The organism is Pseudomonas sp. VMV1 (genome assembly GCF_056790235.1).
Window position 1 is genome coordinate 71,612 of record NZ_JBXGSE010000003.1, and the last position, 13,343, is coordinate 84,954.

The window sequence follows — 13,343 nt, forward strand, 5'->3', positions numbered from 1 at the left end:
ACCGTCTAACCGGCTATAATGTTCAGCTATTTTTGCCCGCCTAAGCCTTCAGTGGAAGGGTACCTATGTCCGGAAAAGCGCAACAGCAATCCCGTCTGAAAGAATTGATCGCCCGCGGTCGTGAGCAGGGTTACCTGACTTACGCGGAGGTCAATGACCACCTACCGGAGGATATTTCAGATCCGGAACAGGTGGAAGACATCATCCGCATGATCAATGACATGGGGATCAACGTATTCGAAACCGCGCCGGACGCCGATGCCCTGCTGCTGGCCGAGACGGATACCGACGAAGCCGCCGCCGAAGAAGCCGCTGCCGCCCTGGCCGCGGTGGAGAGCGATGTCGGCCGCACCACCGACCCGGTGCGCATGTACATGCGTGAAATGGGCACCGTGGAGCTCCTGACCCGCGAAGGTGAGATCGAGATCGCCAAGCGCATCGAGGAAGGCATCCGCGAAGTCATGGGCGCCATCGCCCAGTTCCCGGGTACCGTCGACTACATCCTCAGCGAATACACCCGCGTCACCACCGAAGGCGGTCGCCTGTCCGACGTCCTCGCCGGCTACATCGATCCCGACGACGGCACCCTGCCGAACGAGAGCAATGAGCTGCCCGTCCCGAACAAGGCCACCGATGCCAAGGCCGTGGACGACGAGAAGGACGAGGAAGAAGAAAGCGACGACGCCGACGAGGAAGAAGGCGACGGCGGTCCGGATCCGGAAGAGGCTCGCCTGCGTTTCGGCGCGGTCGCCGAGCAGCTGGAAAAGACCAAGAAGGTGCTGAAGAAGCACGGCCGCGATAACGACCACGCCGTGGAAGAATTCGTCGCCCTGGCCCTGCTGTTCTCGCCGATCAAGCTGGTGCCCAAGCAGTACGAAGCCCTGGTGATCCGCGTGCGCGAGTCCCTGGAACGCGTCCGTGGCCTCGAGCGCGCCATCATGCAACTCGCCGTGCGCGATGCGCGTATGCCGCGTGCCGACTTCCTGCGCCACTTCCCCGGCAACGAGACCAACACCGAGTGGACCGCCGGCCTGCTCAAGGGCAAGCCCAAGTACGCCGAAGGTCTCGAGCGCTTCCAGGCCGACATCCAGGCCAAGCAGGCCCAGTTGGCTGAACTTGAGCGTACCTACGAGCTGAAAGTCTCGCAGATCAAGGACATCAACCGCGCCATGTCCATTGGCGAGGCCAAGGCCCGCCGCGCCAAGAAGGAAATGGTCGAGGCCAACCTGCGTCTGGTGATCTCCATCGCCAAGAAGTACACCAACCGCGGTCTGCAATTCCTCGATCTGATCCAGGAAGGCAACATCGGCCTGATGAAGGCGGTGGACAAGTTCGAATACCGCCGTGGCTACAAGTTCTCCACCTATGCCACCTGGTGGATTCGCCAGGCTATCACCCGCTCCATCGCCGACCAGGCGCGCACCATCCGGATTCCGGTGCACATGATCGAGACGATCAACAAGCTGAACCGGATCTCCCGCCAGATGCTGCAGGAGATGGGTCGCGAGCCGACCCCGGAAGAGCTGGGCGAGCGCATGGAGATGCCCGAGGACAAGATCCGCAAGGTGCTCAAGATCGCCAAGGAACCGATCTCCATGGAGACGCCCATCGGCGACGACGAGGATTCGCACCTGGGCGATTTCATCGAGGACAGCACCATGCAGTCCCCGATTGAAGTGGCCACCAGCGAAAGCCTCAAGGAAGCCACCCGCGACGTGCTCTCCGGCCTCACCGCCCGTGAAGCCAAGGTCCTGCGCATGCGTTTCGGCATCGACATGAACACCGACCACACCCTCGAGGAAGTGGGCAAGCAGTTCGACGTCACCCGCGAGCGTATCCGCCAGATCGAAGCCAAGGCCTTGCGCAAGCTGCGCCACCCGTCCCGCAGCGAACACCTGCGCTCCTTCCTCGACGAGTAAGGCGCCCCCGCTGCACCAGAAAACCGGAGCCCAGGCTCCGGTTTTTTTATGCCCGACACGGGTTTGGCGATCCTCCCCCACCCCGGTATACTCCACCGCGCTATAGGGCCTATAGCTCAGTTGGTTAGAGCAGAGGACTCATAATCCTTTGGTCCACGGTTCGAGTCCGTGTGGGCCCACCACCTTGAAAGCCGCGCACTGCGCGGCTTTTTCTTGCGCGATGGAAACGCGGAGCAGTCAGTCCTATAGTCCCAAGGTACAAATTCAGTACGGTGCCGGTTCGCCTGTACTCCTTGGAGCTCGCTCAATATGGCCACAATCGTCAAAACCCCTGCAGGTACTTGGAAGGCTCTGGTACGTAAATCCGGCTGGCCAACTAATACGAAAACATTTCGCACCAAGCGCGATGCAGAAGATTGGGCAGGTCGTACGGAAGACGAAATGGTCAGAGGCATGTACATCCAGCGCAGCGGCTCCGAGCGCATGACATTGGAAGTGGCCCTGAAGCGCTACCTTAGCGAAATCAGCCCCACCAAGAAGCCGACCACCCAGCGCGCCGAAGCCACCAAAGCCCAGCAGCTAATCAGCCACCTGGGCAAATACTCCATGGCCGCCCTCTCCACCGAGATCATCGCCACCTACCGCGATACCCGCTGATGATAGAGCGCTGAGATATTTTGCATGCGGTACTCGAACGCCTTGCTGCTTCGCCCGAACCTTTCAGCCAGCGCCCTATAGATGCGAGCTTTTGAGAATCTCTCGCGGCTAGCATCCATCCGAACCATGCTTCGATAGGCTTCCACCGCAGCTGTTAGCTCTTCCTCAGTCCATCCACGTGCCATAAAGAACCTATTTAGATATTCCCGCGGGAGGACGGCCGGGCGAGGGCAATAGAAACTACTCGTCCAGCGCTGAGCCTATTGCTCAGCCTACAGAATTGATACATTCCAACGGAATCGAGAATCTTAAGAGACCGTACACTCATGTCAGAACCGACCAAATCGACAGATCTACTTGATAGGCTGCGACATAAGATCGATCAGTTTTCTCAGGAGCGTGACTGGGGGAAATTCCACTCCCCAAAAAACCTGAGCATGGCGATGAGCATAGAGGCAGCTGAGCTCATGGAGATCTTCCAGTGGCAAGACGGTAGCGAAGACTATGCAACGCTCTCTGCAGAGAAAAAGACTGCAGTGGAGCATGAGATAGCTGATGTCTTCATATACCTGATGAGGTTCTGCTCCGTCACTGGCATCGATCCCTTGGCTGCCGCTGAGGAGAAACTAGAGCTGAATGCGAGCAAATACCCGTCGGCGTTGGTGCGAGGGAAGTCCATGAAGTACACGGAGTATTGAAGGATGCGCCAGATATTTGTGTTCACCGCAGGTGACAAGGAAGCGCGGAAACACTTGGATGACTCGATTACCAACCCAGCACCCTTCACCCTCCTGGAGGAGGAATTACCCAGCCAAGAAGCAGATTACTTCAAATCCCTGATGCCCGATCAGGCTGGCTTCTTCGCATGGGGGGCCGTTCCCGGAGCTCGTAACGTTCCCACTTGGAAATCAATGCAAGTGGGAGATCTGGTGCTGACGGCTTTTGACAATCGGTACCACTATTTCGCGACCGTGGTCGGTAAGCTCCACAGCAGGTCTATCGCCCAACGCGTTTGGGGGGTGGATGGCAAGGGCAATACCTGGGAATACATGTATTTCCTTAGTCCCCCTCAGACTATTTCAGGGCAGATAACTGAAGAACCTTTCGCTTCGTACCTCAATCGGGCCTACAGGGGTTTCGTAAAGATTTCCGATGCGAGAACAGAGCGTATCCGTCTCGATTACGGTAGCTTGGATGCTTTCGTTGAACAGGAGCTAAAGGCTCATGTCCCGCTCTCAGCAATTCAGAACGAGGTAGCACAGCTCAGAGAGGAAGTAGGTCACTACGACGTTTTTGACGCGAGCAGCGAGATAGATGGCCGTAAAAAGATTCTTCGCGCTGTGGTGAGCCGTCAGGGGCAACCAAGGTTTCGCAGTCGCCTACTGGAGGCGTATGACTATCGATGTGCCGTGACTGATTGTGGCATTGAGTCAGTGTTAGAAGCTGCACACATCAAAGCCTACGACGGGGCAAACTCAAATGCGGTACAGAATGGTCTACTACTACGGGCGGATATCCATACCCTCTACGATCTCGGCTATCTAAAGGTAGACGAGCACGGCTCAATACACCTTCATGAGGCGCTTCTCGGTTCCGACTACCAGTCCCTACATGGTCGGAAGATACGACTTCCGAAAGATCCAAAGCATGTCCCTGATAAGGCCGCTTTGGGGATGAAATTCAGCATGGTGCTATGATGGCGGCGTTGGCTACCCTGAGCATAGAAAAGTTTTGCGACGTCGCAGACACATCAGAATTTACCGACAGATTATGTGCCGATTACCCCCTAATATTTCCTGACTCGACGCTTTCCGATGCTGAAATTCGGTCGTGGAAATACTCGCTTCCTGCACTCGCTTCCCTACTCAAAGCTCAGGAGTTGCTTCCTAGAGGGCACATCTTGATCGAGTACCCAATGCCGATTGGTTCAATGCGTGCCGATTGCATTCTTGCAGGTGAAGACGTAGACGGCCCGCAGGTGGTCGTAGTTGAGCTGAAGCAGTGGACGCAGGGATCAGTGACCTTTAGAGACAACCTAGGTGTCTCCTGGCTGTACGTTAATGCATCTCCTTCCTATACGACGATACACCCTTGCGAGCAGGTGAATGTCTACCGAACAGCACTAGAACATGCTCTGGATTTTGGCGATGTTTCGCCTACATTCCATTCCCTAGCCTTCCTTCACAACTATGAGGAGCGGTTGGAAGGAGAGCTGCTGCGCTCAGAGACATACCGAACATCTTTGGCCAGCTCATTGCTATTGTCTAAAAGCCATTCCAGATCGGACGCGACGGCCCTTTTATCCCGGCTAAAGGCGGAAACCGACGCATTGACACAGCTAACCATGCCTCGGTTGCGATACTCCGACTCATTCATCGTCAATTTTAGTGAAAAGCTGAACTGTAGCGCTCTGTTTAAAGCGACCGAAAAGCAGGTTTCGGCATTTCGGAAGATCGCTCCGTTAATACAGAACGTTGAAAAGCGAACGTGCGTGATCGTCAAAGGGCTGGTTGGTACAGGGAAAACCGTTCTAGCTATGAAACTGGTTCAGTACCTGATGCAGATTGGTAAAAATCCAAAATACTACGTAAAGTCCGCCGCAATTGGACAATGTATTAAAGACCTCTCTTTTGCGTCAAACGGCAGAGCTGACACCTCCTATCTCGTAATCGACGAAGCTCATCGCCTAACGAAAGAAAAAGCCGCATCGCTAATGAAAGACAAGCACCTCATCGTCTTTCTGATCGATGATTGCCAATGGATAGGCCCTGCAGAAACGTGCCGCGTCGATGACATCAGGACGGCTGCGGAGCAAGGTGATTTTCATCTGGTCGAGCATGAACTCAACGAACAGCTTCGCTGTGGTGGCGCCGATGACTATGTCGCTTGGGTACACAAGCTTGCAATCCAGGGACTGGCCCAATCCTACTTATCCAAGTCTGCATTTCCAGTGAAAGTCGCCTCCTCCCCACAAGCCATGGAGGCATCGCTTCGTGCCCTGGGACATGGCAATAACACCTGCCGGATCGTGGCGGGCTATTGCTGGAATTGGGTAACGAAAAATACTCCTGGAACAGGCAAAGACATTCATATCGGGTCTTGGCAGGCTCGCTGGAATCGAAAAATGGAGTTCAAGGCATGGAACACGCCCTTGGGGTTCAATGAAGAAGTCGGCGCGATCTACACGGTGCAAGGATTCGAATACGACTATGTAGGCGTAATTCTTGGGCCGGACTTCGTCTTAAGAAATGGACGGATTGAAGTCGAGCACAGCCAGAATGCGGACAAGCCACTGCTCAGCAAATGGATAGACCCAGCACTAAGAGACCAGGCAATCCGAAACATTTACTATGTTTTGCTCACAAGGGCCAAGAAAGGTATTTGGCTATATGCAGTCAACCCAGCGCTGCAGGAATTTCTGCGTACCAATGTCGACCGATTTCGCTGAATAGGCTTTGGTTCCGTCAGCTATCTCAAGGCGATTCCTTGTCACCTGCAGGACTTGGGAAATGGACTTCTCCCTTCTGGCGCCCTTCGCGCCTACGCTTTTCTGGCTGCTGCCACTCGCCTTCGCCATCGGCCTGCTCAAGTCACCCTGGGTGAAAGGGTATCTAGGTGAGCTGCTAGTACGCCTTTTTGCCCATTGGCAGCTCGACAAACAGACCTATCGTCGTCTGCACAATGTGACCCTGCCTATGCCCGATGGCACCACGCAAATCGATCATATCTACTTGTCGCGCTACGGCATCTTCGTCGTGGAGACGAAGAACATGAGTGGCTGGATCTTTGGCAGCGAACGCCAGGCGCAGTGGACGCAAAAGCTTTACAAGCGCACCTTCAAATTTCAGAATCCGCTGCGGCAGAACTACAAGCACCTCAAGGCGCTGGAAGCGATCCTAGGCCTCAGCCCAGAGCATCTCCATTCAGTCATCACCTTTGTGGGCAGCAGTGCTTTCAAGACCGAGATGCCGGCCAACGTGACCCAGGGCATCGGCTTCATTCGCTATATCCGGTCATTCCAGCAACCGGTGTTCAGCGCCGCTGACGTTGAAAAGATGCTGCATGCCCTGCAAACCGGTCGTCGCGCACCGACACTCGCTACCCACCGCGCGCATGTGCAGACTCTCAAGCGCAGAAGCGATCAAACGGCAGAGCGGCAATGCCCCACATGTGGCAGTGCGCTGCTGATACGTACGGTGAAATCGGGAACAAAGGCCGGACAGCAATTCTGGGGCTGCTCGGCATTTCCCAAATGTCGGACGATGCAATGCCTTTGAAGCCAGGTCTTGGCACTCAGACGTGCAGAAGCGCCAGCACCCCAACCACTACCCCTCCCCCCGCCACCCCATAAACCGCCGCCTGCAACCAGCGCCGCCGCGTCAGCAGGGTGATGGCAGCCAGTGAGATGGCGACCTGCATCAGCATGGTGGCCTGGGCCCAGCGGTGGTGGCGGTGGAGTTGGGTTTCGCTCAGGGCTTCGTTGGCTTGCACCTTCACTTCCAGGGCTTCGGCCTTGGTGCGGATCTCGGCCTTTTGCTGGGCGTAGCGTTGGCTGTCCTGGGTGAAGCGCTGGGCGGTGTCGGGGTTGGTCGCGAGGGCGGCGCCGAGGTCGGCGAGGTTCTGCTTTTCGCCCTTGGCCTGGTAGTAGCCCCACTGGTTGGCGGCTTCGGTCTTGGCGATGGCTTCTTCGTTCTTGTAGTAGAGCGCCAGGCTCTCGGCGTTGCCGCCCTGGTAGGCGCAGAGCGCGCCTAGCGTCGCGAGGATGGCGGTGGTGACGGCGATGCGGCCGGTGAGGCTGTCGCGGCGATGGGCGCTGTGAGCGGCGTGTTCCACTTCGTGGTCGTGGGGGCCGTGGACTTCGTATTCGCTGGACAAGGTTCAGCTCCGCTGCGGATTCCTGCGGCGAGGCTAGTCGGGCTGGCTTAAGGCCTTCTTAAGAGTTGGGCAAGCGTGCCTGCAGCCAGCGCCTTAGCGGGCCGGCTACCCAGCGCTGCATGGCCAGGCCGAGCAGGACGATGAGCACCAGGTGCAGCGGCAGCATCCAACCGGGGATGGGGATGGGCAGCGCCAGCACCTCGCCGACGTCTTCTGCCAGGTCTTCGAGGCTGTCGCCGGCCAGGTGCATCCAGCCCAGCAGGGTGCGGGTCCAGGGTTCGAGCACGCCGATCAGCGGGGTGTGGACGGCGAAGATGCACAGTGAGGCCTCGCCGAGGCGTTGGGCCAGGCGGCGCACGCCGGCGCGGCCGGGCTCGCCGAAGGTGGCGCAGGCCAGCAGCACGGCGGCCTGGAAGGGCGTCAGCAGGCCGTTGTGGACCAGGTAGAACCAGCGGCGGCCATCGCCTTCCAGCAGCAGGGCGCCCAGCCACAGGCCGGTGAGGCCGAACAGCAGCAGAGGTACGCGCAGGCGCTGGGTCGTCTCGGCCACCCAGGGCTCCTGCACGGCGCGATAGAGCAGGATGCCGAGCAGGAACTCCGGCAGGCGGATCAGCGGATTGCGATGGATGACGCCCACGGTGACGGTATCGAAGGCCTGGGCCCAGGTGGCCACCAGCGGTCCGAGCAGATAGAGCCCCCAGAGCACGGCGGCAGCCAGGGCCCAGCGGCGCAGGCGCATCAGTCGCGGGCCCAGCAGCGGGAACAGCAGGTAGAAGAACAGCAGTGCCGAGATCGACCAGGCGGCGCCGTTGAGCCAGAGAAAGCGCGGTTCCCAGGATTGCAGCAGAAGCAGTTGCAGGAGCACATGGGTGGTAGCGGCCAGCCAGGTCAGCGGCAGCATTTCGTCCAGCTCGCTGCCCTCCTCCAGCTGCAGATAAGGATGCTGGTTGTAGTAGACCGGCACCCCGTGCTCCAGCCAGGAGTCCTGGGACAGCCAGTAGGACAGGCCTAGCGCCACCAGCAGAGTGAGCAAATGGATGGGATAGAGGTTGCACAGTCGGCGCAGCACGAAGCCGCGCGAGCTGCCCTTGAGCGCGCCCTGGCGATCCAGGCTGACGTGGGCCAGCAGAAAGCCGGAGAGCAGAAAGAAGGTGCTGGTGGCGAAGAAGCCCATGCCGGCCAGGCGGCGGAAGGCGTCCGGCAGATCGCTATAGAGCCCGCCCAGGTGGTAGACGACCATGTACAGCGCCATGAGGAATCTCAGCCATTCCAGGCCGTAGTAACGGGCGGTGGGGCGGAGTGCGGGTGAGGGGGTCATGGCGGCGCTTTACGGCAGGTAGAGCGTGATTATAAGCCGCCCGGGCTCGCCTCTTGCCGCTACTCATGACAAAAGCATGACAACCGGTGTCCTGGGATTACCAGGCGTTGGTCAGAGGGCGAGCCAGGACCCCTCCGCCAGGAGTCCTGCTGCAGCTGAGCTCGACTGCCGCTCAGCCCGCGAAGGCGGGCTCGGGCAATCCCTGCACCCCGGGATCCAGGGCGAACAGCCCGCCGGCCAGTGGCTGGTCGGCGAGATCCCCGCCTGGGCGGATGGAGGTGACGAACAGGGTGTCCAGGTTGCGCCCACCGAAGGCGCACATGGCGGGCTTCTTGACTGGCACAGCCAGGGAGCGATCCAGGCGGCCATCAGGGGTGAAGCGGTGGATCAGACCGGCGTCGTTGCCGCAGATCCAGTAGCAGCCGTCCACATCCACCGCGGCGCCGTCGGGCCGGCCGGGATGGGCGTTCATGTCGACGAACAGTCGCCGATTGCTGGGGGTTCCCGTATCGGGATCGTAGTCGAAGGCCCAGATCAGCTGGCGGCTGGGATGGGAGTCGGACAGGTAGAGGGTGCGGCCATCGGGACTCAGGGCCAGGCCGTTGGGGACGATGAGGTCGTCCAGCAGCAACCTGGCGCCCTCACCTGCCGTGTGGCTGTAGAGGCGCCCCGCAGTCGCGCCCTGGGCCATGTCCTGCACCATGGTGCCCACCAGGAAACGGCCCTGGCGATCGCAGCGACCATCGTTGCATCTCATGGCCGACTGGGCATGATCGAGGGCGACCAGGCGTTCGCCGGTCAATTGACCGGTGGCTTGGGTCTGCAGGGTGAAGAGACCGCTTTCCAGGCCGGCGAGCCAGCCGCCGCCCTCGCGCGCGGCGATGCAGGCGAGCATTTCCGGTGCGCTCCAGCTGTCCAGCGCACCCGCCGGGGTCCAGCGATGCAGCCGTTTGGCCGGGATATCGACCCAGTAGAGCGCCTGTTCGGCAACGTGCCAGACCGGGCACTCCCCAGTGGCGTTGCGGGCATCGACGAGCAATTCGGCAGTCATGGCGGCCCTCCTCAGTCGTCGAAGGGACCGGTGGCGACGAAGGCACCACCCTGGTAGACCCTCGACGGATCGTCCGCCGCCGGCATGGGCTGGGCCTCGACCTTGGCGCGGAATTGCTCGGAGCTGTCCTTGGGCTGGAAGCCCAGGTGCGCGGCCAGGCGGTTGTCCCACCAGCTGTCGCGGTTGTCGGAGGCGCCATAGACGATGGTGTGGCCGACATCGGGGGTGGTCAGGCTGCGCAGGATGAGGTCGGTCAGGTCTTCGTAGCTCAGCCAGGTCGCGAGCATGCGGCGGTTCTGCGCCTCGGGGAATGAGGAGCCGATGCGGATGCTCACCGTCTCGATGCCATAGCGGTCGAAATAGAAGGTCGCCAGGTCTTCGCCAAAGGCCTTGGACAGGCCGTAGTAGCTGTCCGGACGCTGGGGCACGCTGGCGTCGATGCGCTGATCCTGGCGATAGAAGCCGATGACATGGTTGGAGCTGGCGAAGATGATGCGCTTCACCCCGTGGCGTCGCGCAGCCTCATAGAGGTTGAAGGTGCCGCGGATGTTGGCTTCGAGGATGGGCTCGAAGGCATGCTCGGTGGAGATGCCACCGAAGTGCAGAATGGCATCGACGCCTTCCACCAGGGCATGGACGCCAGCCTTGTCCGCCAGGTCGCAGGTCACCACCTCTTCCGCCGGCCCCTGGGCGGCATCCATCGGGGCGATATCGGACAGGCGCAGGATCTCGGCGTGGGGCTTGAGCCGCTGACGCAGCTCCTTGCCCAGACCGCCGGCGGCGCCGGTCAGCAACAGACGGTGGAAATGGGATGAGCGGGCTTCGGACATGACTGGGTGCCTTCTTATGGAGTTATCTGGCAAGAGGTACGACATCCCACCTCTTTTCACGATTCTCGCGAGCGCCCAGGGTCCTGTCAATGCTACCTAAGCGGACAGGCAGGGCAGCCTTAGCCTGAATGTCGCGCCCTGTCCGGCGATGCTTTCCACGTGCAGACTGCCGCGGTGCGCCTTGACGATCTGGTCGGCGATGTAGAGCCCCAGGCCCAGGCCGGCGATGTTCTCGGTACCGCTGGCGCGCTCGAACTGGCGGAAGATCAGTGCCTGGTGCTCCACCGGGATGCCGATGCCGTGGTCCTTGACGCTCAGCTCCACCTCGGCCCCGTCGCTGCGCAGGGAGATTTCCACGGGCCGACCGGCGCCGTATCTCATGGCGTTGGTCAGCAGGTTGGTGATCACCTGCTCGATGCGGAATTCGTCCCAGAACCCGGGCGCCGGACCTTCGGCGTGCAGCTCCACGGGACAGCCGGCGGCGGCGAATTGCGAGGCGAAGCTGTCCACCACGGTGTTCACCAGGGCAGCGAGATCGCACTGCGAGGGGCGGATGGACAGCTTGCCGGTGCGGATGCGCGAGATGTCGAGCATGTCGTCGATCAGGTGCACCAGGCGCTGGATCTGGCGCTCGTCACGCTCGGCCATGCCAGCCAGCTTGTCGGGGGTGAAGGCTTCCAGCTTGCCCTTGTCCAGGTACATGCGGCGCAGCTGGGCTTCGAGCATCAGGGTGTTGAGCGGCGTCTTGAGTTCGTGGGATACCATGGACATGAAGTCGTCCCGGGTACGCACCGCCTGCTGCAGCTCTACCTGGGTCTGGCGCAGCTCGGCCAGCAGGATCTCCTGCTCCTGACGGCTCTGTTCCAGGGCCACCAGCTGCTCGGCCAGGCGCTTGCGGTGCCAGTAGAGGTCGACGAAGACCCGGGTCTTGCTCTTGACCGCATGGACATCGAGGGGCTTGTGCAGGAAATCCACCGCACCGCTCTCGTAACCCTTGAAGGCATAGTTGAGATCGCGACCGGCGGCGCTGACGAAGACGATGGGGATGTGCCGGGTCTTTTCCAGGCCGCGCATCATTTCCGCCAGTTCGAAGCCGTTCATGCCGGGCATCTGCACATCGAGGATCGCCAGGGCGAATTCGTGCATCAGCAGGAGCTCCAGCGCCGCTTCGGCGGAGGTGGCCTGGAAGATCTCCAGCGCCTCGCTACGCAGCAAGGCTTCCAGTGCCAGGAGATTCTCCGGCAGGTCGTCTACGAGCAGGATCTTCGCCTGCTCGACGGGTACTTCAGCCATGGTCGCGTTCCAGCTCGATGAGCAATAGATGGATGCCCGGCACATCCAGCACGAAATCCGGGTGGAATCTCTTCAACGCCGCCTCGGGCATGGTCGGCACCTCGGCCGATTGCGGCGACTGGACGACGGTCACCGCGCCGTTCTGAGCCAGGGCGTGCAGGCCACTGGCCCCGTCATGGTTGGCACCGGTGAGCAGGATGCCGCAAACCTGTTCACCCAGGGCATCGGCCGCGCTTTCGAACAGCACATCAATGGACGGCCGGGAAAACTGCACCGGCTCGTCGCGCGAGAGCGACAGGGTGAAGTCGTCTTCCACCAGCAGGTGATAACCCGGCGGCGCGAAATACAGAGTGCCCGGCAGTATAGCGTCCTTGTCCTCGGCTTCACGCACCTGCAGGGCGAGCCGCGCCTGGAACAGCTCGGCCAGGCGCGAATTGCGGTCGTCCGGCAGGTGCAGGACCACGGCCAGCGGCAGGCGGAAGCTGGCTGGCAGCGTCGAGAACAGACGCAGCAGCACCTGCAGCCCGCCGGCAGAGGCTCCGATGACGATGAGGCGCAACGGCTTCACGGGTGGGAACATGCTAGAGCCTGCGGAACAGGCGTTCCTGCTTCACCACCGGCTCGAAGTGGCTGGCATAGGCGGAGAAGTCCAGCGACTCCTTGCTGCCCAGGCCGAGAAAGCCGCGGTGACTCAGGGACTCGTGGAACAGGCCGAGCGCCCGGTTCTGCAGACTCTTGTTGAAGTAGATGAGCACGTTGCGGCAGGACACCAGCTGGGTCTCGGAAAAGACGCTGTCGGTGGCCAGGCTATGGTCGGCGAAGGTCACGTTGGCGATCAGCGACTTGTCGAACAGGGCACCGTCGTAGGCCGCGGTGTAGTAGTCGGAGAAGGCCCGGGTGCCGCCCGCTTTCTGATAGCTGGCGGTATAGGCGCGCATCCGCTCCAGCGGAAAGATGCCCTGGCGGGCCTTCTCCATGGAGCGCGGATTGATGTCGGTGGCATAGAACAGGGTACGGTCGAGCAGCCCCTCTTCCTGGAACAGGATGGCCATCGAGAAGACTTCTTCGCCGGTGCTGCAACCGGCGATCCACACCTTGAGCGAGGGATAGGTGCGCAGCACCGGCACGACCTGTTGGCGCAGGGCGAGGAAATAGCCCGGATCGCGAAACATCTCGCTCACCGGGATGGTGATGAATTGCAGCAGCTCGGCGAACAGCGCCGGATCGCGCAGCACCCGCTCCTGCAGCGCCGAGATGCTCGGGCAGTCGAAGCGTGTCAGCGCCTGCAGCACCCGGCGCTTGAGCGAGGCCTTGGAATAATTGCGAAAATCGTGGCTGTATCTCAGGAAGACGCCTTCCAGCAGCAACCTCAGCTCGATGTCCTGCAGCCGTTCGCTCAT

Annotated in this window: 12 protein-coding genes, 1 tRNA gene and 1 pseudogene; 7 read left to right on the plus strand and 7 right to left on the minus strand. The window is 60.5% G+C overall.

Annotated elements, in window-relative coordinates; translation table 11 throughout:
* The first annotated feature begins 65 nt into the window (after positions 1-65).
* The 7 genes and pseudogenes from rpoD to ACUCV0_RS10375 all read left to right on the plus strand — a co-directional run bounded on the left by rpoD (position 66) and on the right by ACUCV0_RS10375 (position 6,853).
* A complete protein-coding gene (rpoD, locus tag ACUCV0_RS10345; protein ID WP_482212618.1) occupies positions 66-1,919 on the plus strand; it encodes an RNA polymerase sigma factor RpoD in 1,854 nt (617 codons plus the stop codon).
* A 105-nt stretch (positions 1,920-2,024) separates the two neighbouring features.
* Positions 2,025-2,101 (plus strand) — tRNA-Ile (locus ACUCV0_RS10350).
* A gap of 127 nt (positions 2,102-2,228) precedes the next feature.
* A pseudogene (locus tag ACUCV0_RS10355) lies at positions 2,229-2,573 on the plus strand (site-specific integrase); the annotation flags it as partial.
* A 329-nt stretch (positions 2,574-2,902) separates the two neighbouring features.
* Entirely contained in the window at positions 2,903-3,274 is a 372-nt protein-coding gene (locus tag ACUCV0_RS10360; protein ID WP_482212619.1) for a nucleotide pyrophosphohydrolase, read from the plus strand.
* Positions 3,275-3,277: 3 nt separating this feature from the next.
* The gene (locus ACUCV0_RS10365) at positions 3,278-4,273 is read left to right on the plus strand and encodes an HNH endonuclease (protein ID WP_482212620.1); all 996 of its coding nucleotides are present in this window, start codon (positions 3,278-3,280) and stop codon (positions 4,271-4,273) included.
* A gap of 203 nt (positions 4,274-4,476) precedes the next feature.
* Positions 4,477-6,024, plus strand: a complete 1,548-nt coding sequence (locus ACUCV0_RS10370) for a DNA/RNA helicase domain-containing protein (RefSeq protein WP_482212621.1) — start codon at positions 4,477-4,479, stop codon at positions 6,022-6,024.
* Positions 6,025-6,085: 61 nt separating this feature from the next.
* Positions 6,086-6,853, plus strand: coding sequence for a nuclease-related domain-containing protein (locus ACUCV0_RS10375; RefSeq protein WP_482212622.1), 768 nt, complete (start codon positions 6,086-6,088; stop codon positions 6,851-6,853).
* A 16-nt stretch (positions 6,854-6,869) separates the two neighbouring features.
* Here the strand turns inward: ACUCV0_RS10375 and ACUCV0_RS10380 are convergent, their stop codons facing one another.
* From ACUCV0_RS10380 to ACUCV0_RS10410, 7 genes are all read right to left on the minus strand, one after another.
* On the minus strand, positions 6,870-7,451 hold the full coding sequence (locus ACUCV0_RS10380; protein WP_482212623.1) for a DUF4337 domain-containing protein: 582 nt from the start codon (positions 7,449-7,451) through the stop codon (positions 6,870-6,872).
* A 58-nt stretch (positions 7,452-7,509) separates the two neighbouring features.
* Entirely contained in the window at positions 7,510-8,769 is a 1,260-nt protein-coding gene (locus tag ACUCV0_RS10385) for an acyltransferase family protein (RefSeq protein WP_174523121.1), read from the minus strand.
* Positions 8,770-8,941: 172 nt separating this feature from the next.
* Entirely contained in the window at positions 8,942-9,820 is an 879-nt protein-coding gene (locus tag ACUCV0_RS10390; RefSeq protein WP_323148976.1) for an SMP-30/gluconolactonase/LRE family protein, read from the minus strand.
* 11 nt (positions 9,821-9,831) lie between these two features.
* Positions 9,832-10,650, minus strand: a complete 819-nt coding sequence (locus tag ACUCV0_RS10395; RefSeq protein ID WP_059313293.1) for an NAD-dependent epimerase/dehydratase family protein — start codon at positions 10,648-10,650, stop codon at positions 9,832-9,834.
* 96 nt (positions 10,651-10,746) lie between these two features.
* Entirely contained in the window at positions 10,747-11,943 is a 1,197-nt protein-coding gene (locus ACUCV0_RS10400) for a hybrid sensor histidine kinase/response regulator (RefSeq protein ID WP_059313292.1), read from the minus strand.
* Entirely contained in the window at positions 11,936-12,523 is a 588-nt protein-coding gene (locus tag ACUCV0_RS10405) for a chemotaxis protein CheB (RefSeq protein ID WP_482212624.1), read from the minus strand. Before ACUCV0_RS10405 ends, ACUCV0_RS10400 begins: the two co-directional genes overlap by 8 nt.
* A 1-nt stretch (position 12,524) precedes the next feature.
* Positions 12,525-13,343, minus strand: a complete 819-nt coding sequence (locus ACUCV0_RS10410; RefSeq protein ID WP_482212625.1) for a CheR family methyltransferase — start codon at positions 13,341-13,343, stop codon at positions 12,525-12,527.

Bases quoted from the DNA above. Each gene is read 5' to 3' on its own strand.
- ACUCV0_RS10405 (WP_482212624.1), bottom strand. From the start codon at position 12,523: ATGTTCCCACCCGTGAAGCCGTTGCGCCTCATCGTCATCGGAGCCTCT.
- rpoD (WP_482212618.1), top strand. From the start codon at position 66: ATGTCCGGAAAAGCGCAACAGCAATCCCGTCTGAAAGAATTGATCGCC.
- ACUCV0_RS10375 (WP_482212622.1), top strand. From the start codon at position 6,086: ATGGACTTCTCCCTTCTGGCGCCCTTCGCGCCTACGCTTTTCTGGCTG.
- ACUCV0_RS10365 (WP_482212620.1), top strand. From the start codon at position 3,278: ATGCGCCAGATATTTGTGTTCACCGCAGGTGACAAGGAAGCGCGGAAA.
- ACUCV0_RS10390 (WP_323148976.1), bottom strand. From the start codon at position 9,820: ATGACTGCCGAATTGCTCGTCGATGCCCGCAACGCCACTGGGGAGTGC.
- ACUCV0_RS10385 (WP_174523121.1), bottom strand. From the start codon at position 8,769: ATGACCCCCTCACCCGCACTCCGCCCCACCGCCCGTTACTACGGCCTG.
- ACUCV0_RS10400 (WP_059313292.1), bottom strand. From the start codon at position 11,943: ATGGCTGAAGTACCCGTCGAGCAGGCGAAGATCCTGCTCGTAGACGAC.
- ACUCV0_RS10410 (WP_482212625.1), bottom strand. From the start codon at position 13,343: ATGAGCGAACGGCTGCAGGACATCGAGCTGAGGTTGCTGCTGGAAGGC.
- ACUCV0_RS10360 (WP_482212619.1), top strand. From the start codon at position 2,903: ATGTCAGAACCGACCAAATCGACAGATCTACTTGATAGGCTGCGACAT.
- ACUCV0_RS10395 (WP_059313293.1), bottom strand. From the start codon at position 10,650: ATGTCCGAAGCCCGCTCATCCCATTTCCACCGTCTGTTGCTGACCGGC.